The organism is uncultured Duncaniella sp., assembly GCF_910577345.1.
Taxonomy (GTDB): domain Bacteria; phylum Bacteroidota; class Bacteroidia; order Bacteroidales; family Muribaculaceae; genus Duncaniella.
In genome coordinates this window covers 1-19,658 of the sequence record NZ_CAJTMT010000021.1, presented here as the reverse complement: position 1 = coordinate 19,658, position 19,658 = coordinate 1, and the positions used below count along the sequence as shown (strand labels likewise).

19 protein-coding genes are annotated in these 19,658 nt (G+C 47.0%); 8 read left to right on the top strand and 11 right to left on the bottom strand.

Annotated elements, in window-relative coordinates; genetic code table 11:
• The first annotated feature begins 217 nt into the window (after positions 1-217).
• From QZ310_RS09620 to QZ310_RS09595, 6 genes are all read left to right on the top strand, one after another.
• Complete coding sequence (locus tag QZ310_RS09620) at positions 218-1,093, top strand: hypothetical protein (protein WP_297072293.1); 876 nt, start codon at positions 218-220, stop codon at positions 1,091-1,093.
• Positions 1,094-1,096: 3 nt separating this feature from the next.
• Positions 1,097-1,600, top strand: a complete 504-nt coding sequence (locus QZ310_RS09615; protein WP_297072292.1) for a hypothetical protein — start codon at positions 1,097-1,099, stop codon at positions 1,598-1,600.
• Complete coding sequence (locus QZ310_RS09610; RefSeq protein WP_297072291.1) at positions 1,597-2,109, top strand: hypothetical protein; 513 nt, start codon at positions 1,597-1,599, stop codon at positions 2,107-2,109. Before QZ310_RS09615 ends, QZ310_RS09610 begins: the two co-directional genes overlap by 4 nt.
• 578 nt (positions 2,110-2,687) lie before the next feature.
• On the top strand, positions 2,688-3,302 hold the full coding sequence (locus tag QZ310_RS09605) for a radical SAM protein (RefSeq protein WP_297072290.1): 615 nt from the start codon (positions 2,688-2,690) through the stop codon (positions 3,300-3,302).
• 13 nt (positions 3,303-3,315) lie between these two features.
• Entirely contained in the window at positions 3,316-4,101 is a 786-nt protein-coding gene (locus tag QZ310_RS09600; RefSeq protein WP_297072289.1) for a hypothetical protein, read from the top strand.
• A gap of 10 nt (positions 4,102-4,111) precedes the next feature.
• A complete protein-coding gene (locus QZ310_RS09595) occupies positions 4,112-4,909 on the top strand; it encodes an energy transducer TonB (RefSeq protein ID WP_297072288.1) in 798 nt (265 codons plus the stop codon).
• Positions 4,910-5,006: 97 nt separating this feature from the next.
• Here QZ310_RS09595 and cbiB read toward each other — a convergent pair whose 3' ends face one another.
• The 6 genes from cbiB to QZ310_RS09565 all read right to left on the bottom strand — a co-directional run bounded on the left by cbiB (position 5,007) and on the right by QZ310_RS09565 (position 11,714).
• Positions 5,007-5,939 carry an adenosylcobinamide-phosphate synthase CbiB gene (gene cbiB / locus QZ310_RS09590; RefSeq protein WP_297072287.1) on the bottom strand — a complete coding sequence of 311 codons (933 nt, stop codon included), beginning with the start codon at positions 5,937-5,939 and terminating at the stop codon, positions 5,007-5,009.
• Positions 5,921-6,934 (bottom strand): aminotransferase class I/II-fold pyridoxal phosphate-dependent enzyme, encoded by a 1,014-nt coding sequence (locus QZ310_RS09585; protein ID WP_297072286.1) that lies wholly within the window; start codon positions 6,932-6,934, stop codon positions 5,921-5,923. The genes cbiB and QZ310_RS09585 overlap by 19 nt, the downstream gene beginning before the upstream one ends.
• A complete protein-coding gene (locus QZ310_RS09580) occupies positions 6,931-8,409 on the bottom strand; it encodes a cobyric acid synthase (RefSeq protein WP_297072285.1) in 1,479 nt (492 codons plus the stop codon). The genes QZ310_RS09585 and QZ310_RS09580 overlap by 4 nt, the downstream gene beginning before the upstream one ends.
• A gap of 4 nt (positions 8,410-8,413) precedes the next feature.
• A complete protein-coding gene (locus tag QZ310_RS09575; protein WP_297072284.1) occupies positions 8,414-9,064 on the bottom strand; it encodes a DUF3226 domain-containing protein in 651 nt (216 codons plus the stop codon).
• Between the two features lie 3 nt (positions 9,065-9,067).
• On the bottom strand, positions 9,068-10,174 hold the full coding sequence (locus QZ310_RS09570; RefSeq protein ID WP_297072283.1) for an ATP-binding protein: 1,107 nt from the start codon (positions 10,172-10,174) through the stop codon (positions 9,068-9,070).
• Positions 10,175-10,412: 238 nt separating this feature from the next.
• On the bottom strand, positions 10,413-11,714 hold the full coding sequence (locus tag QZ310_RS09565) for an ATP-binding protein (protein WP_297072282.1): 1,302 nt from the start codon (positions 11,712-11,714) through the stop codon (positions 10,413-10,415).
• A 268-nt stretch (positions 11,715-11,982) separates the two neighbouring features.
• Between QZ310_RS09565 and QZ310_RS09560 the strand changes: the two genes are divergently transcribed.
• Positions 11,983-12,792 carry a hypothetical protein gene (locus QZ310_RS09560; RefSeq protein WP_297072281.1) on the top strand — a complete coding sequence of 270 codons (810 nt, stop codon included), beginning with the start codon at positions 11,983-11,985 and terminating at the stop codon, positions 12,790-12,792.
• Between the two features lie 96 nt (positions 12,793-12,888).
• On the opposite strand, the gene QZ310_RS09555 is transcribed toward QZ310_RS09560, so the two are convergent.
• Genes QZ310_RS09555 through QZ310_RS09545 form a run of 3 tightly spaced genes read right to left on the bottom strand, consistent with a single transcriptional unit; the run spans position 12,889 to position 14,442 of the window.
• Positions 12,889-13,548 carry a hypothetical protein gene (locus QZ310_RS09555; protein ID WP_297072280.1) on the bottom strand — a complete coding sequence of 220 codons (660 nt, stop codon included), beginning with the start codon at positions 13,546-13,548 and terminating at the stop codon, positions 12,889-12,891.
• Positions 13,549-13,591: 43 nt separating this feature from the next.
• Positions 13,592-14,026, bottom strand: a complete 435-nt coding sequence (locus QZ310_RS09550; protein WP_297072279.1) for a hypothetical protein — start codon at positions 14,024-14,026, stop codon at positions 13,592-13,594.
• Positions 14,026-14,442 (bottom strand): type II toxin-antitoxin system antitoxin SocA domain-containing protein, encoded by a 417-nt coding sequence (locus QZ310_RS09545; RefSeq protein WP_297072278.1) that lies wholly within the window; start codon positions 14,440-14,442, stop codon positions 14,026-14,028. Before QZ310_RS09545 ends, QZ310_RS09550 begins: the two co-directional genes overlap by 1 nt.
• A 381-nt stretch (positions 14,443-14,823) precedes the next feature.
• Between QZ310_RS09545 and QZ310_RS09540 the strand changes: the two genes are divergently transcribed.
• Complete coding sequence (locus QZ310_RS09540) at positions 14,824-17,517, top strand: calcium-translocating P-type ATPase, PMCA-type (RefSeq protein ID WP_297072277.1); 2,694 nt, start codon at positions 14,824-14,826, stop codon at positions 17,515-17,517.
• Positions 17,518-17,660: 143 nt separating this feature from the next.
• Here QZ310_RS09540 and QZ310_RS09535 read toward each other — a convergent pair whose 3' ends face one another.
• Together QZ310_RS09535 and QZ310_RS09530 are read right to left on the bottom strand one after the other, a co-directional pair.
• The gene (locus QZ310_RS09535; protein ID WP_297072276.1) at positions 17,661-18,353 is read right to left on the bottom strand and encodes a Crp/Fnr family transcriptional regulator; all 693 of its coding nucleotides are present in this window, start codon (positions 18,351-18,353) and stop codon (positions 17,661-17,663) included.
• Between the two features lie 250 nt (positions 18,354-18,603).
• Positions 18,604-19,533 carry a transporter gene (locus QZ310_RS09530; protein WP_297072275.1) on the bottom strand — a complete coding sequence of 310 codons (930 nt, stop codon included), beginning with the start codon at positions 19,531-19,533 and terminating at the stop codon, positions 18,604-18,606.
• Positions 19,534-19,658: the final 125 nt, after the last annotated feature.

The following is a 19,658-nucleotide window of genomic DNA, read 5'->3' as shown; positions in this document are numbered from 1 at the left end:
TACTGCATTTTAAGTCGGAACAGCTATATTTCGATGATACGCATAAAAGTATTGATTTTGATGAATTAAAAGACTTATTACTAAAAATGTATGATACACTTGATGAAGATATATCAAGGTCTGTCCTTATGAGATTGGCACAGCAGGCAAAATCAATAAAAGATTTAATCGGATGAAAGGGTCTCTCCAATATAAAGTATGTCTATGGATGGTGTGGATGCAACTCGCACTCATACCTATTGTATATCTTATGATGTGGGCAGTCGAAGGTAAACCTTATATTTGGAGGTGGAATCTTTTGGCTTGGTTTATGTTGGCTGGTTATCTTATTGGAATACTTGCATTACCTTTAAGTCGCGGCCTTGACAAACCCCAATTATTAAAATGGTGGTTGCGGATTGATTTTGTAGCCACAATACTACTTTTTATACCTTTTTATTTCACGTTCATCGTGTCAAAGGCTAATTTTGTATCTGAAAGGGGTAAGTATGTTTTATTTACAACAGGTGGAGGAATGGCAAAGCCGGCACTTAGGTTAGGAAAATCAGATGGAGTATTTATCAAAGAATTATACAATTCAGATGATGTGGAATTTGATATATGTGCTGAAAATTGGATAGTAAATGAAGATCATGGTTATAGCAGCCTGAAAATTTGGAATGACTATTATAAAAGTATCCATGTGTTTCCGATTGACAGTTCAGCTTATCACCAACATAATAATGTTATTGACACACAGATTGATAGCATATTTCATGCAAACACAATCGGTTATGATAAAATGGTATTTGTGATGCCGAAAGATTTTTCAACAATCGAATACCGTGACAGCTCCAGTATTGAATATCACAGATCCGACTATATTCAGTTAGCAGAAATAGAGTATCGTTCATTCGGAAAAGGAAATCTTTTGGATTCAGTATTGATAACCCTTTCTGTATCAAAAAATGACATATTATCGATAACTGACTCAGATACATTATTGGTGGAGAGAGTTGAAACGGAGAGACAAATAAAGCTCCCGAAAGATTCTGTGCCGTGGATGTCTCCTACTGAAGCACATCGGTTCATAAACGATTTGAGAAGGAGGTAAATTATGAAAGAATATTCTATTTCAAAGTATAGACCGGATTTATATGACGGAAATGGATGTTATCTTAGGAACGAGTGGACTTCGTTTTGGGAAATAGGCCGAAATTTTTATAATGGAATTTTGTCAGAAGAAGAGTACTTGAAAATTGAACAGCGATATATTGATGTAGCTGTGACATTAGCACGTTTATCTGGTTGCTCCTACTTAATTATCAATCATCTCGAATGCGAAAACGACATAAGGGATAGTTTTAGTCAACGGTCATGTAATAAACAATTATTAGAGGCTGCTCAAAACATTAAACAGGGACTGAGAGTGTCTGTTTCATCGTGTTCTGATTATCTACGATTATGTATTAGAGAGTTCTGCTGGGCTGTTTTCTCCAATAAATTACATGGTTTTTCAATAGACTTTGGATATGACTTTTATATGCATGTTAAGACGTCTTTGCCACAGTTTCAAGTTAAAGAGATCGTATCAGTAAATAATTTGTATATTAGACCATGAAACTGACCGATAAACGATTTTGGAGAGGTACAAAAAGGACCTATTATACCTCTTTCTTATTTGCATTAAAAGATGCCCTCCTGTTCTCAATATCATGGGTGTTGGCAATTTGTATAATGTTATTTTCAATCTGCCTATTTATTCAAATGAATAATGGAGATCCAATATCCGGTCAGGTCATTACATTTGGATTACTCTTCATTCTCATTGTATTTGTTGTTTCAAACGGTATGTTTCTATATGACAATTGGCTTAAGCAATGTTACGTTATGCGAAAGACAAAGAAACTTCTACCAGATAGTTGTGTTATTTTGAATACAACGTATGACGATATAAACAAGCAATATCAGATAATGTTGGATTACTCAGGAAAGCAGTTTGTGGCAACAGTAAATTTCCCGTTCTTTTATATAAGAGAAAAAGGAACGCGTGCTCTTGGAGCATTGAATATTAATTCACGTAAATTTTTTGCAAAGAATAAGTCGGCAATCGTGAATTATATGTCTTAATGAAATATTATATGGTACACTACGATAACCGATTTTGGCTATTATGGATTATCGGAGCAATTATGGCTGTTTCAGTATGCTTATGCTCATCATGGAGTGAAGATACATTGCTCCTTGCTGTGGCGTTTGCTCTGTCGCTGATTGCCATAGCCATTATTCGTAAGTTCAGATACCGAACAGCATTATACAATATTATATTTTGGTTGGGATATAATTTCCTGCTGAGTTACGGACTACTGTTCAAGAGCGAAGGTGGCGCGGGACTTACATGGTGGTTCTATCTCTTATGCATTAACACCTTGCAATTTATCGTTCTGGCTGTTTATTCTATCATTTTGATTATTGGGAAGAAGAATCAATCGCCCACATAACAGAAAAACTCCCCCTGCTCACGCACAGGAAGTTCCGGTTTTTGATAGCGAAGGGTTTGTCCTATTGAGGGTGGATTATTCAGCGACCATTATTCATAAATCGGCGGCTGTCAGGATATAACGGCGATTTTTATGCGCTTAAACCACTTTTATATCAAATATTCTGATTATCTTTGCGATAGGCTCTTATGCCGATCCGACAGCCTTATGCCTCCCGACCGAGCAAAAATAATTGGCATCTCCCGTCATCGCCTCTCCACCGACGGCGATGGCGTGACCACGCTTGTCGCTTTCCACGGCTGTCCGCTCCGCTGCCATTACTGCCTGAATCCACAATCGCTCGGTGATAGCGACCGCTTCAAGGAATACACTCCACGGTCACTTTATGATGAAGTCAGAATTGATGAACTTTATTTCATCGCCACCAATGGTGGTGTGACTTTCGGTGGTGGAGAACCTGCATTACGACCTGATTTTATCCGCTGTTTCCGTGAACTGTGTGGCCCGTCATGGAGGCTGACATTAGAAACATCGCTGAATGTTCCCCAAGAGAATATCGAGGCTCTGCTCCCGGTGGTAGATTCTTGGATTATCGACATAAAGGATATGGACGCGGATATTTACCGTCAATACACAGGTAAGGATAATTCGCGTGTGCTTTCTAATTTGTGCCTGATTGCCGAGGCAGACCGTCAGAAAGACTGCATGATACGTCTTCCGCTTATTCCGGATTTCAATACCGACGCCGACCGCGAGGAAAGCCGTAAGGCTCTCTCCGCACTTGGCTACTCTAAATTAGATTTATTCACCTATAAACGCTAATACAGTTATTCACATGGGATTAGATATTTATGCCGGGACATTGACCCGTTACTATAGCCACAACTGGAAAAACAAAGTGCAGCAAATAGCTGAGGCTAATGGCCAAAAGTGCGTAATGACAGATGGGCTTGGTAATGAAATAAAACCAGTAGAGGATAAAGCGGAGATAATGGAGGTTCGTGACATAATATGCCAGTGGACAGAAAAATTAGCTGCAGGTTTAGAACAAATAGGCGAACCCATGCCTCATCCGTTATGGGACGAGATAAATGAACGCGACTACTTCACTGACAAGCCGGATTGGGAGGCTTTCGGTGCATTGGTGATGTTACAGGCGTGTCATTTACAAGGCTGTCCATTGCCGGAATATGTTGAAAACGGTTGGAGTGCTTTTGATGAACCTATTGTCAAAAAAAGTATGTCACAGAAAACCGATATTTCGTTGCTATCCGAAGTGGCTCATTGGCTGCCAATAGAAGACAAGGCTATGTTTACTATCAATTTGCCTACCGGAGTTGAAGCACGCGTTTCTACACTGCCATTGCTGAAACAGGAATTAGAAGAACTGAACAGGCGGATATGGAGAGCAGATGAGCATACCATACTGTCATGGAGAGATGACAAATATTATTTTCCGGTAAAACAAAAGGAATCCAAGCCTTTATTTGGTTTTCTCCTTCGTAAAAAGCAAGGAGTAAAATACCGAACAGAAGAATTGGCACAATGTGCATTTTCCATGCTATATCAAGCTGTAAATTTTGCTATTGAACATAAAGTACCACTATTATTGGATTATTAAGGACATGATTATGGCACGAGGAAAGCAGACCTGTAAGATATTGAAAGAGATTCGTCGGCAGATAGCCGAAGCGAATGATATAGAGTTTGTAACGTCGGAGTGTCGCTACAAAGGGGACTGTCTTGGAACGTGTCCCAAATGCGAGGCTGAGGTGCGATATTTGGAGCAACAGCTCCGCACCCGTCAACTTATGGGTAAAGCCGTTGTGCTTGCCGGAATATCGGCCGGTATGATTGCATTTTCAGGCTGCGGCAGGTCCTCAAATCAAACGACAGACGATAGTGATAAGCTGCAAGGTGAGCCTACGGAGTTGCTTCAGGGTGCGATGATTCTTGATTGCGAAGAAGAGGAGGAAGGCGAAATTGAGGCGATAGATTCAGTGTTTGATAATAGTGGCGTTAAAGAGGGAGAGGTAGCCAATATTTCTGATGTTATTGTTACGCAGGGTGAAATGCCGGATGAATTACCTAAAAATCCAGATGACAAGGATATTTATAACTGTGTTGAACAAATGCCTGAATTTCCGGGAGGTAATGCGGCGATGATGAATTTTATTGCCAAAAACTTGAAATATCCCAAAGAACAGTTGGACGCCGGTATTCAAGGAAGAGTTGTCATAAAATTCTATGTTGACACCTTAGGTAATGTATGTGAACCAACGATTGTAAGAGGTAAGGATTCTGCGTTAGACAGAGAGGCAATCCGGCTTGTCAATTCTTTTCCTCAATTTAGTCCCGGGACACTTAACGGCAAGAAAGTCAATGTATGGTTTACGGTACCCATAGTTTTCAAATTTCCCGCGGAATAAGGAACTATTGGTAAAATATTTATGATAAAGATTCATATTGTCAACATGACCCCGGCTGCAATTTGAAGTGTCTGAATTTGTGTGGCAAAATTCCATGTCATATCATCAGCAGTCTTGCGAGTCCTGCGGTGAGGATGGCGAGGGTTTCGGCGATGCGGTTGATGCGGACGGCTGTGCGCATGTCGGTGGTGGTGAGTGGGCGGTCGGTGGTGCCGATGTAGGGTTTGTCGACGGTCTCGCCGAAGTAGTCGTGCGGGCCTCCGAAACGGCAGTCGAGGATACCGGCAAGGGCCGCTTCGGGGTAACCGCTGTTGGGGCTTGCGTGTTGCCGTCCGAAACGTCTGACGAAGGAGAGCAAGCCCGGTTTTCCGGCCGCAATGACCATCAGGAATGCTGTCAAACGGGCGGGAATATAGTTGGCAATGTCGTCGATATGAGCTGCCACACATCCGAAATCCTTGTAACGTTTGTTGCGGTAGCCAATCATTGAATCGAGTGTGTTGACCATCTTGTAGGCCACCATTCCGGGTACACCGAGCAGCGCGAACCAGAAGAGCGGAGCCACGACGCCGTCGCTCAGATTTTCAGATAGAGTTTCAAGAGCGGCGGTCCGGATTTCATCCTCAGAGAGTTGCGCCGTGTCGCGGCCTACGATGCGGGCCACCTGTCGTCTGCCTGCGTCAATCGACTTGTCGAGGGCAAGAAAGACCATCCTGACTTCACGGATGAGGGTGGTTCCGGCAAGGCAATAGAATATAAGTGCTGTTTTCACGATGACTGTCAGCCACGGCCACGGGGCGATGAGGTCGAGCAGTCCCCATGTAAGGGAAAATGAGAGGATTATCAGCCCGATGGCTACGCAAGCGCCTTTTGCCAAACGGTGTTTCCCTTTGTTGAGGCGGTGTTCGAAATAGGCGATCGCCTTGCCGAAATAGACGATGAGATGGGGCAGACGCGCGGGGTCGCCGAATATCAGGTCGAGCATCCATGCGAGGAAAAGAGGAAGCAGTGTTATGATAATGACATCCATTGTTTGATAGCTGAAATCAATAAATCGTTTTCTTTCCGGCTTTGGGCCGCGATGCGGAAATGGGCATCGGAGAGACCTTGGAAGTTCGAGGCATCGCGGATGAGCAGGCCGTGACGGTCAATGAGGAAGTTTTTCAAATCAGAGGCTTTTCCCCAAGGCAGACGGCAGAGGATGAAGTTGCAGTCGGTAGGGAGGACGCTTATTCCCAACTCTGTCAGCCGAGATGCGATTCGCGACGCTTCGGCATGGAGCTGACGGTGGTCGATGCGATAGCCGTTGCCGTTACGGAGCAGATATTCCGCCCCTTCGATGGCGAAGAGGTTGACAGCCCAGGGCATACGCAGTTCCTTGACAGATGACAGCAGTCGTGGATTTCCAATGGCATAGCCTATGCGTAGGGCAGGGATGGCAAAACGTTTTGTCAATGAATGGAGGAGGATAACGTTGGGGCAATCCACGGCCTCACGAGCCGATAGGACAGGTTGGGAGGTGTAGTCGCAATAGGCTTGGTCGATGATGAAAATGATGTCCGTATGGCCATCTATGGTCTTGAGCAGGAGGTTTTTGTCAGTGACCTGTCCGGTCGGGTTATTGGGGTTGCAGAGCCATACGGCCTGCGCGTCAGCGGGAATACACGACAAGTCGCTGATAAACGAAATCTGATGGCCATAGACACTGCAAGCGTCCTGATATTCGCGGAATGTAGGGCTTACGATGGCTGAATGGCTTCCATGCAAGTGATGCGCAATCAGGTAGATGGCTTCCGTGGCTCCGGTTGCGACCATCACGCAGTCAGCCCCGATTCCGGCCTCTTCCGCCAAGAGAGTTTCGACGGAGGCAGGCACCGGCGGGGGATAGCTGCTGAGTTTTTCACCGAGAGTGGAGAGATGGGCCATCAGTCCGGCATGGTCAACGTCGGAGCAGATGTTGGTGCTGAAATTATGGCGTATCTTAGAGCCATATCTGAAACAGTCGTCGCCGTGTCCCTCTATCATTTTCTTTCCATTATGCTGTAAAGACGGTCTATGTCGATATGTTTGCGCAGATGTGCGGCAAGGAGGTCGTATTGCTCCTCCTTGTAGGCCGTATAGTCGAAGTCTTTGCCCGATTTCTCTTTGAGATAGGGTTGGAGGAGAAAGTCGATGACCGTCGGGTTGTCGAGCAGTCCGTGGATGTAGGAGCCGAAGCAACGGTCATCGGCGAAGCATCCGTCCATGCGACCGTCACCGTCAATGCTGTTGAGCGGACGGCTGTCAGCCTCGCGGACAGTCCGTCCATTGTGTATCTCATAACCCTTGCATGGTGCGTCGGAGTCGAGGAAGCGGAATTGGACCTGACGGGTCACCTTGTCGCTTTCAAGGATTGTGCGCGTCGGGAGCAGTCCGAGGCCCGGTAGCCTTTCGATGTTTCCCTCAATCCCCTCGGGATCACAGATTTCCATGCCCATGATCTGATAGCCGCCACAGATGCCGATGACGGTCTTTCCCTCCCGGCGAGCGCGCAGGATGGCTTGTGCAAGCCCGTTGCGACGCAGTTCGCAGAGGTCCGAAAGGGTTGACTTGCTGCCGGGGATAATTATGATGTCGGCTTGCTGAATATCGTCGACATTGTTGGTATAGAATAGGTTTACGTCGGGATTGCGCTCGAGCACATTGAAATCGGTGAAGTTTGAGATGTGGCGCAGCAGGACTACGGCTATGTTCACCTTGTCGCGCGCCATGCCTGTGGCTTTCAGTCCGAGAGCAACCGAATCCTCCTCTTCGATGTGGATGTCGGGAGCGTAGGGGACAACACCGAGCACAGGGACTGCGCAGACTTCCTCCATCAGCCGGCGTCCGCTCTCGAAGAGACGCATGTCGCCTCGAAATTTGTTGACGATGATGCCCTTGATGCGCCGCCGGTCCTCCTCGTTCTGGAGCATAATTGAGCCGTAGGCACTCGCAAACACTCCTCCACGGTCAATGTCAGCGACGAGGATGACATCTGCGTCGGCATATCTTGCCATAGGCATGTTGACAAGGTCGCTGTCCTTCAGATTTATTTCGGAAATGCTTCCGGCACCCTCCATCACGATGGGGTTGAAGCGGGAGGCAAGGCGGTCAAAGGCTTCGTGGACGAGTGTCCGCAGCTCCTCGCGCCCTTCTTTGCGGAAATATTCGTAGGCGTTGCGGTTGCCGACCGGTTTGCCGTTGAGGACAACTTGCGAGGTATGTTCGCCGGATGGCTTCAGCAGGATAGGGTTCATGTCGGTGGAGCAGGGGATACCGGCGGCTTCTGCCTGTACGGCCTGAGCGCGCCCGATTTCAAAACCGTCGGGCGTGGCGTAGGAGTTCAGTGCCATGTTCTGTGCCTTGAAAGGCGCGGGGCTGTAGCCGTCCTGCCTGAAAATACGGCATAGACCTGTGGCGATCAAACTCTTGCCGACATCACTCCCCGTCCCGGCAAGCATGATAGGTGAAAGATGCTTCATTGAACTATTTGATACACTCTTGATTGAACAGACTGTTTAGCCATTTGACGAAGGCTTGACATACAGGAGGTTCGGTGGAGAGGTATTTCTTTGTGATGGCAAGTCCCATTGGTGTTCCCGGAGTTTCCTGCCATGCCAGCCATGAGTGGATGCGGGCTTTTTCGCGATGGATCAATTCATATCGGTTCAGTCCTTCAGATTCGATACGGTCCAAAGTTTCGTCGACAACTTGCAGTAGTCTGTCGTCATTAGGGATAAGATATGTTGTGAAATTCTCCAACATGCCGTTGGTCTTATTGTCCGGCATAATCCATACACCGAATGTAATGTCTTCCGGGATGATAGGATGCAGGATTAGTCCGCCTTCAGGGCAGATGTTGGGGACATTGTCATATTTTCCGGACGAAAGCAGGATGTTGCGCACAGTTTCCCATCTGGCCAAAATATCGGTATCCGCATCTATGATTATGCCGATGGTGTTTATCGCACCGGAACTTTTGATGCGTGTCGGAAGTCCTTTGAAAAGGTTCCCGATTCCCTTGCAGTCGATGATGTCGAAAGTCTCGGGAAGCTTGAACTTCTCGCATAGCGCATAGAGGACGTGACAATCGTCATTGCCCTCCACTAATAGTTGGCGGTCGTGTCGTTCAGCCATGGCCTATCTTATTTCGATGTTTTGAGCCGCTACGATGTCCAGTTCCGAAGGATTGTAGGTAGTGGCACAGACCTTATTTCCTTTATATTCAAGACGGATATATTGGCCTTCAGACATATTATCATCGGCCGACAGGACTTTACCAAAACTACTGATGCAGTCGGAGCTATGGGTGGTGGCGAAAATCTGGACATTCAGTTTTTTTGAAATCTTGAATATGATTTCCCACAACTGTTTCTGCACACTGTAATGAAGACCGTTATCAATCTCATCAATCATCACACATCCATCCTCGCAGTTGACTATCGCAAGGATGAAAGAAAGGATATGGTTGATACCGTCTCCCATACTCCGAAGCGGTATTCTGCCGGATATCCCCTTGACTTTGACTACGGGATAACGTCCACGAAGTGCAGGCGATTCGAGGAAAGCGATATTTTCCACTCCCGGTTCAATGATTCTCAGAGCTTCAATAACGTGTTGCTCCTTATCGGTAAGTGTAATTCTATCCCATAGGGAAGAGGCACATTCCGTGTCGTCATTATCAGTTGAATTAATGACAATTAGATTTTTGAATCCATTCTGTTTCAATGAGTCATGAAAACGGATAGAGTCCAATTTTTTGTCAGTAAACAATCGGGATGAAACCATCCCGTTGCGGGTGATTTCCAACGCCTGCCACAGGTCGTGGCTAAGATCATCAGGGTGATTAATCTTGATGAACCTTTGTGAAATCACACCATCTTCATTAGGAATAGCTACCTGTGCAAACTGCTGAAATCCAAGAGTCACTACATTTTCAGCATCCCTAATGGTGATGCGCTTGCTTTCATCACAACTCTTTTCCCTACCTGTGAAAATCGAAGATAAAGCTTCAAGATTACGGTCGGAATCAGCAGGATTTCCGGAGCCTTGATAACTTTTATGGAATTCTCCACGATTGGTTATTATTTCGAGCAATTCAGTATCAGAAATAAAAATTCCTAACGCTTCAAGCAGAGAAGATTTGCCGACATTGTTTTTGCCGGAAATAAGATTTATGCGTGATAGTTCGGGAATGGTAAGCCCCGAAAGGTTTTTGAAATTTTCAATGCTGATGGAATCAATCATATCCGAAAAATTTGCCACGTTTTTTATTCATTAGCAAATGTAGGCAAAATCAATGAATTTTTTTGCCTAATGGATGGAGAATCTCAATGGTCTTGGAAAAAATGAAATGAATATCAGGAACTGAAATCTTAAATTAGCGGAAATTGGATGAATCCGTTATTTATTTCTGTCTTTTTGGCTTTTCAGTTTTAGCCGATATTCTCATATTAAATCATAGCATTTTATGAAAATGGAATTTTTATGGCAGGAACCATTTCCAAGCGGGTACAATATTGATTTTTAGACCTTCAAATTCGATTTCGTCGGATTCTTCGAGGGTTACGATTGTGCAATTTGTGCATCCGGTTACCCGATTGGCCTCTTTCATGCCTTTGAGTTCACGAAGGCGGGTACTCTCATCGGTCATCGATAAGCAAACCTGTATAAGTTGGTCAATCCGGTCTTCTGTCTGAACGATAAAATCACATTCGTGTTCCTCCGAGAAGTATGTGATTTTCTGCATAGGTGACAAATTTCGGCGCAATTGAAGAAAAACCGCGTTTTCAAGAAGTTTTCCTTCATCTCCACTCTGAGGCAAAAGTACTGAATTTCTCATGCCATTGTCAATAAAATAATATTTTGGCAGTCCGTTGGCTTCTTTTATCAGTGAGGTGGAATACTTGTGTATTTTAAAAAACATAAATATCTCACAAACATGGTCGGCAAGTTCATAGAGAGAGTCTTTACTGATTTTTAAACCTCTTGATTTCAAATCGTTGTAGATGCTGTTGATGGAAGTCGGCTTTGTGAGATTGGCCATGATGCGTTTTACGAAATACCTCACAATATCAGGGTTGTTGAGCTTGTAGTGTTCCACGAGATCCCTGAAAAGCATCGTGTTGAAATAGGCTTGAACTTTCCGGATTTGCAATGATTTTTCTTCCATAAGCGTGACCTCCGGAAATGCGCTCGCATGAAGATATTCTTTGAAAGTGGTCAGAAGTATGGCACGTCCTTCTTCTGAGTATTTGTCTACTGCAATATCCTTAAACTTACAGTATTCATGAAAAGATAAGGGAAATACTTCATATTCCAACGGCCAGCCGCGCAATGCGCTCGATAGTTCGGATGAGAGCATCTGTGCATTACTTCCAGAAACATAAATGTTCTTGCAATATGTCTTATATACGCGCAATACAAACAATTCCCATTTTTCGACATGTTGAATTTCGTCGAAGAATATATAGATGTCATTTAGCCGGATGGATGGAAACATTTCACGGTAAGCTTGGAGTACCTCATCGAGTTCATCGCTATTCATACCGTCGAGTCGTTCATCATCAAAGTTTACCCAAAGGATTCTTGACGAATCTATTCCGGATGCCACCAGATTGTTGGCCACAATTTTCATCATGGAAGATTTGCCGCAGCGTCTTACTCCGGGAACAGTAATCATTTGACCGCTGTTTATTGGCAGTTCCATATCTCGGCATATCACAGGAAATGGTATCTCCTGTTGCATTGTTGAGATTATGCCTTGAATAACTTCTTTACGTTTCATAATGCAAATATAATAACTTTCCTTTTAGAAAGGAAAGAATTTGGGAAAAGTTTCCTTTTAATAAGGAAAGATTTCTAAAATGTTTCCTTTTCAGAAGGAAAGAAAATGGAAAAAGTTTCCTTTTGGGAAGGAAAGGGTGCATTGGTGGGGAGGGGTGAGGATGTGAATTTTTTGCGGTGATTTTGCATAATCGCACTGTTCCCGGCTTTTTTGCATCGTAAATTTGTGGAAACAAATTTACAAATTGACATCGGTTATGGAAACAAGCATGAAACCCATTAAAATGACTATGAAAAAGGAAAAATCAATTGTGAAAACAAATGGTATGATGACGGAGAAGACTGAAAAATGCTTTGGACGGTCTGCCAAGGAAAGGGTGGAATTCTCTGGTCAAGGAAGTTTGGGACGGTTTGCCAAAGAAAGGGTGGAATTCTCTGGTCAAGGAAGTGTGAAACGGTCAGCCAAGGAAAGAGTGGAACGGTCTGTTAAGGGAAGTGTGAAACGCTCTGCCAAAGGAAGTGTGAGGATGAGTGAGAAGTTGCGTCAGTGTGTGTCACGGAAATTTTATGTCGACATTGACAACCGTCTGCGTGAAGCTGCCGCTTGCATTGGAGGCGGGGACGAGACGTATGCAGCGATGAAAGCCATGATTGATCTGTATATCTCGGAAGGCGTTGTGGTGGTGGAAGATACAGATGCGAGCTTGAGGTTGGTATTTGCCATGTTGCGTCCTGAGATAGATAAGGCTATGAGACGTTCACGCAGGGCAAGGGAACGGGCAAAGGGAAGGAAGGCTAAGGGTGCTGTGGAGTCGGCAGAGAGTCAGGAGTCGGATTGTCATTGTTGCCAAGCGTCGGAGCCTGTGGCTAAATCCACTGATTGCGAAGAGACTAACCGGACAGATTCATGCATGATTCCAACCGACAGCGATATTGAGCGGGTAATTACTATGGCTATGCGTGAAGTAGCCGAAGACGATAGTATTACTTATAGAATGACGCGCCGACAGCGCCGCCGTCTGGAGCAGGAGCGTCGCCGCAGGTTTGGAAAGACTAAAAATGTCCCGCTTGGGAAGTGAGAAACTGTTTGTACGGTCTTATAAGGGGTGGCGTCAGGTGGTCGGTGAAAAACCGGAGGCATCTCTAATCGTAGTCGTTAAAAGCTGTCTGTAATTCTAATAGTAATAGCTGAGGTTGTAGGTGAGTGTGATGTAGGCTCCCTGCATGAATGATTTCGTAGGATAAAAATCCTTGAATGATTTTCCTTGATACGAAAGGTGGCGGTATTGGCTGTAGATATCGAGGTTCGACATCATGTAGCCTGCGATTACCTCACAGGGGCCGATTGTGGCGCAGACACCTATGCGCAGGTCTACGGCGGCCCATTGGCCTTTGTTGGTGCTGATGTAGTGATAGTCGGTTTTGGGCCATTCCGGAGTGCTTTCTATGCACACCCGGCGATAGGGGATGTTGAGCATCACGCCGGGTTCGGCATAGAGCGACCAGCGGGTGGCGTGGTATCTGATGCCGGGCGATTTGAGCACGAGGGAGGGACGGAGGAAGAAGTTCGACGGTTTGTTGTCGTCGCTGTCAATGTTCCAGTTCGGACCGGAAGCCCAACCGACTTCATAGTAATTCGCCCAGTAGCCCAAAGCTCCGCCAATACCGATGTAGGAGCCAAACATCTGATGATACGAGGCTTCAAGAGAGTAGGTGTCCGACGATGTGAGAGCCCCGCTAAAGCCAACTCTGCCATACGACCGTGGATTTCCAGCCATCGTCACGACCGGCGATGCAAGCAGGCATAACAGTAGAAAATAGAAGAAACGTTTCATAAGCACCTGTGTAGATGATTCAAAGGCAAAATTATCGGGAGAGTTATTTGCCGGTAACTCTTTTGGTTAACCAGAATTTATGCGTTTTGTCAAGAAATACCAGATAGAAGGTATCTCCGACAATATGACCCACCAGCACAGCCGGACCGTTTACATGGATTCTTGCCCATTCAGCATCTTCAGGGACATGCTTGGGGTATTCAAATCTCGTTTTATCAGCTGGTGGAAATGATTGGTAAACAGCAAATTTCTCACCATCTATCTGTTGTCGTAACGGCCTTTTGCAGAATCCTTGAAGAGTCTCCATAGCACGGCTCAGCAAACCAACGGATTGCCAATGATGAAAGCTCGATGCGAACGGTTGTTGCGGATCGAAATATGCGAGCGAAATCTTGAAGTTGGACGTATTCTTTTCATCCGACACAGAACCTCTTTCCAGAATTACGGAAGATCGTTCCGATGGTTTGAACCTGGCCATTATAGTCCTTGTTGGGTGCGGTAGAATTTGCGGGTTGTCTCTTTTGCAATTTCCACATGACATTTGTCGGCTTCTCCGTAGCCTTGTCTTGCTTCAATCCACGGCAATTCACGGTGGGTTGCACGTTCAAGTTCAATACCCGTCCACTGAGCCAGATTTGAAAGCACATCATTCAGCAATTCGCGGACATCAATGGAGAGGTTATTGAAATGGGAATCCTCGTCAATCCCATTGATGGGGGAGTAGGACATATCAGAATAGAGGAGCGAGGCACCTCTCATTTCATTGAATACTTTCCGGCATACGGGACCGTGGACCCACGCTTCAAATTTGTCTGACAGCAATTCTTTTCCAAAAAAGGCCAAGCAATATGCGTCGCAGTAAAACAGTAATTTTTGAAGTTTCAAATGTGACATCGGGCCATAATGTTTAAGAATATAATTCGCAAACACTATGGAATCAATCTGTCCGGTCTTAGGTATCGCTATCATAATATGCCCTTTTATTTTATGACCATTTAAGAGGCGAAAAGTTTATTAAGCACCTTCTTAAATCAAACAATGCAAAGATAGCGTTTTATTCCTTATTATGCAAAATCAAACAAGTTGCTGTTGTCGCAATTTTTTACTTTTAAAGTCTATTGTCTGATTTCATGCAGATAGGGGAGACATAAAAGATGATTGAGTCCGTTAAAATTTTCAATAAACAAGAATTTAATGAAATATTAATGACCCTTATTTGTTTATAATTTGTTAAAGTAATACTTTTGTGCCCGTTTAAAATTCACTTTCGACTATATGACACCTAATTCTGCCCCTCATCGCGGACTGACTCGACAGCAGGTTGAGGAAAGCCGCCGTCTGCATGGAGCAAATGTGCTCACTCCTCCAGCCGAGGAGTCGCTTTGGCATCTGTTTTTAGCCAAGTTCAAGGATCCATTGATAATTGTCCTGCTTATGGCGGGAGTGTTGTCAGTGTTGATTTCCTGCTATGAATATTTCGCGCTTGACCAGGGGGGCACGGTGTTTTTCGAGCCTGTCGGTATCTTCATGGCGATTTTTCTTGCCACCGGGCTTTCGTTTTACTTCGAGAAGAAGGCTGAGGATGAGTTCAAGATTCTGAATCAGGTGAATGACGATGAACTCGTCCAGGTGATACGCGACGGTAATCCGACCGAGATTTCAAAGAAGGATGTGGTTGTCGGCGACATCATCATTCTCAATACCGGTCAGGAGATTCCTGCTGATGCCCGTCTGCTTGAGTCGACTCAGCTCAATGTCGACGAATCGACCCTGACCGGCGAACCGATGGCTTCGAAGACAACGGATCCGGAGCATTTCGATCCGGAGGCTACATTTCCGTCGGACCATGTGATGCGCGGAACCCGCGTTATGGAGGGGCATGGTGTGGCCGAGGTGTTTGCTGTCGGTGACTCGACTGAGAACGGTAAGGTCTATGAGGCTGCCCATATCGACGACGGAACCAAGACTCCGCTGACCGAACAGCTTGAACGGCTCGGCGGACTTGTCACCAAGGGCAGTTATCTGATTGGCGGAGCTGTCATCGTCGGGCGCATAGTGATGTATTTCATCGAGAACGGCCAGTTCGAGTGGCTGTCGTTTATCGCATATTTCCTCCAGAGCATCATGATTGCCGTGACGCTCGTTGTGGTTTCGGTTCCTGAAGGTCTGCCGATGGCTGTCACGCTCAGTCTGGCCTACAGTATGCGCCGTATGCTCCGCACCAACAACCTCGTCCGGAAGATGCACGCTTGCGAGACTATGGGTGCGACGACTGTCATCTGTACGGACAAGACCGGTACGCTGACGCAGAATCAGATGCGCGTGGCTGAGACTGATTTCTTCGCGTTACCGTCGCAGAAACTTGGCGACGATGCGACAAGCAAGTTGATAGAGACTGCGATTGCTGTCAATTCGACTGCGCAGCTTGACCTCTCGAATCCTGAGCATCCGTCGGTGCTCGGCAATCCGACCGAAGGCGCTCTTCTGCTCTGGCTCCGCGACAACGGTGTTGATTACCGCAAGCTCCGTGAAGAGGCCAAGGTGGTGAAGGAATTGCCGTTTACAACCGAACGCAAGTATATGGCTACCGTAGTGGCTACTCCTGAAGGGAAGCGTCTGTTCGTGAAAGGTGCGCCCGAAATCGTCATGGCGATGGCTGACAGTGTTGCCGGCGGAGTGGAGCGTAGCCATATCAACAGTCAGCTTCTCGGCTATCAGGAGAAGGCAATGCGTACGCTTGGTTTCGCGACTTGTCTGCTGCCTGACGGTGCGGAGGGTATCGGTGATGATGGCGTGGATGCCGACGGTATTGAGTTTATTGGTATCGTTGCCATTGCTGACCCTGTCAGGGCGGAGGTGCCGGATGCGATAAAGGAATGTATCGATGCCGGAATCGCTGTGAAGATCGTCACCGGCGACACTCCTGCCACCGCGCGTGAGATAGGCCGTCAGATTGGTCTGTGGCAACCGGGCGACGGGGAGCGCAACATCATCACCGGCCCTGAATTCGGCGAGCTGACAGATGCAGAACTCCTCGACCGTGTGGGTGATTTGAAAATCATTGCCCGCGCACGTCCGATGGACAAGAAGAGGCTGGTGGAGGCTCTGCAGAAGAATGGAAATGTAGTGGCTGTCACCGGCGACGGTACAAATGATGCTCCTGCGCTGAAAGCTGCTAATGTAGGGCTTTCGATGGGCGACGGTACGTCGGTGGCCAAGGAGGCGAGCGACATCACTATTGTCGACAATTCATTTGCATCCATCGGCCGCGCCGTGATGTGGGGACGGTCGCTGTTCCAGAATCTGCAACGGTTTATCCTTTTCCAATTGACGGTCAATGTCGTGGCCTGTCTGGTGGTGCTTGTCGGTGCCTTCATGGGTACGGAATCGCCGCTTACCGTCACGCAGATGCTATGGGTCAACCTGATTATGGACACCTTCGCGTCGATGGCGCTGTCGTCGCTGCCTCCTTCGAGATCTGTGATGGATGCCAAGCCCCGCGACCGCCATGCGTTTATCATCACAGGGGGCATGTGGCGCTTTATCGGAGGTGTCGGCTTGCTTTTCGCTGCGATTGTGCTCGGGATGGTCTATGTGTTTGAACACGCTGATGTGACCTCGCTTGCCGACCTGCTTTCTGTCCATATCGGAGGCCGTCAGGGGTTGAGTCCTTACGAACTCTCAATTATCTTCACCACATTCGTGATGCTGCAGTTCTGGAACCTTTTCAATGCCCGTGCGTTTGCAACCCATCGCAGCGCTTTCCACCTTCATTCCTGTGGCGAATTCCTGATGATAGCCGCTATCATCTTTATCGGTCAGATTGTCATTGTCACCATCGGCGGAGACTTCTTCAACGTCGTTCCCCTCAAACTTGAGGATTGGGTAATCATAGTCCTCTCGACATCCCTTGTCCTCTGGATAGGCGAACTCGGCCGCGTCCTCTTCCGGATGGGGAAGAGCGTGTGAAGCGTATGATTGAGTTTCTACCATAAAACTCGCGATAGTGATATACCGATAGCCCTCCATATTCGCATTCATGCAGATATGGAGGGCTATCGGTATTTTGATTTTAAAGAGTCAATAGATATTCGATTTTTCCGGACGTTTGGTCAATCGGGGGATTTGAGGAGGACTGAGCGGAGGTCGGTGCGGGAGATGACGCGGATTTCGGTGGACGTGTAGTCGATGATGCCGCGTGATTTGAGGCTGTCGAGCGTGTTGATGAACGATGAGCGCTGCACGCCGAAAAGTGCGTAGAGGTCGCGCTGACGGCAGGCAAGGGTGATGTCTTTGGCGTCACGCTGGGTGAGGGCAATGATCCAGAAGGCTATGCGTTCCTCCAGTGAGCCTGAGGTGAGGGCGAGGACGCCGTCGATGGCTTTCTGTGCGTTGGTTGAGATGTAGTTGAGGTAGTTGAAGAGGCAGACCTCATCGGAACGGATGATGTTGATGAAGTCGTTTTTGTCAATCTGCATGATTGACACAGTGTCGATGGCGGTGACAGTAGCCGGATAGAGAGTGTTTCGTCCGAAAAGGAAGTCAGGCGAGACAACGGTCGGAGCTTCGAGTGTCTGGCTGACGGTGAAGCGGTCGGTGCTGTTGCGGACGGTCAGTCTGACGCTGCCGCCGATGACAAACATCATGCGCACACAGGGGTCGCCTGCGTCGAGGATCTTCTCGCCGGGAAGATATTTAGAGAAGGCGAGACGGGTGCTGCCGACAATCTCTGAGATGCGATTGTAGCTGACGCCGTTGAAGAGGGGAAGCCCCATGAGATTCTCATACATGCTGTTGAGTGCCATGATCTGTCGTGTAGATTAAGATGTCGTCCGCAAAGGGTGCGGTGCCCTATTTATCTCTTAACGTAAATTGGGAGATTTTAGTTTTTGAATTAACACTTTGTTTTGGGTTTTCCGTTTTTTTGATACAGACGGGCAAAAGGGCATAAGAAACAAAAGATATATGTTTTCTGCAAGATTGGGAGTTGTATTCGTATTTTTTATGATAAAATTCTTTTGTCGCTTATGCACTTTTGTGCTTTTGTATCAAAGGTTACGATTCTGCAGTGGCGTTTTTGGCATCACGCTTGGCCTTGAAATAGAGTTGGGCGGAATTGATGGTGTTTTGCCAAGCAACGTAGGCTGCGGGAGCTACCGACGACACGGGGTTGAGGTAGGTGAGGGCCATCCAGATTGCGAGGACGGTGTTTTTCTGTCCGAGGCCCTGCGCGCCGGCAATCTTGTCGCCGCAACGGCGTCCGATCTTGCGTCCGATCCAGAACTGACCGCAGCAGACAACGCCCGAGAAGATGGCAAGGAGTATCATTTCGGGGACGGCAGCGGCTGGTTCGTCCATGATGAAGCTGACGGCGCGTCCGACGACGATGAAGAGCGAAACGGCCCAGATGTAGAAGGATATTGCCTGGCGTTCGGCCACCGCGCGGTGGACTTTGGGGGCTACCTTGAGCAAGAGGAGGGCGAGGATGAGGGGGAGGATGATGAGGGGCATGACTTTCATGGAGATGGTGGTGAGCGAGTCCATGAATGTTATGTCGGCTTCGGTGCCCATGAGTGTGAAGAGGATGGGCGCGAGGATGGCGACGGTGACGTTGGAGATGATGGAGAAGGTGGCGAGTCGCGGAACGCTTCCACCCAACATTCCGGTGATGACGGGGGCGGCGGTTGCTGTCGGGCAGAAGACACAGATGAATGTTCCTTGCGCGATGTCGGGGCTGAGGGGGAGGAGGCAGAAGTAGACGGCGATAGCACCGATGACCTGCACTGAGAGCAAGCCCCAGGAAAGCCCGGTGATGCGGAATTCATGCGGTTTCACACGGCAGAAGGTGATGAAGAGCATGATGAAGATGAGGTAGGGGGCGATGAACTCGATCCGTCCCATGAAGTCATGAAAAACCATCCCGGCCAACATGGCTATCGGCAGCATCCAAGGCTTAAGCCTCTGACGCAAAATTGACATTTTCATAAATAAACAGACTTATAAATAAACGTTGTCTCATATACTTGTCTTAATTCAGTATACGTTGTCTTAATAACACCGCAAAATTACAAATTTCTTTCGAGGGGAGGAGGAAAGGGGGAGGAAAATGT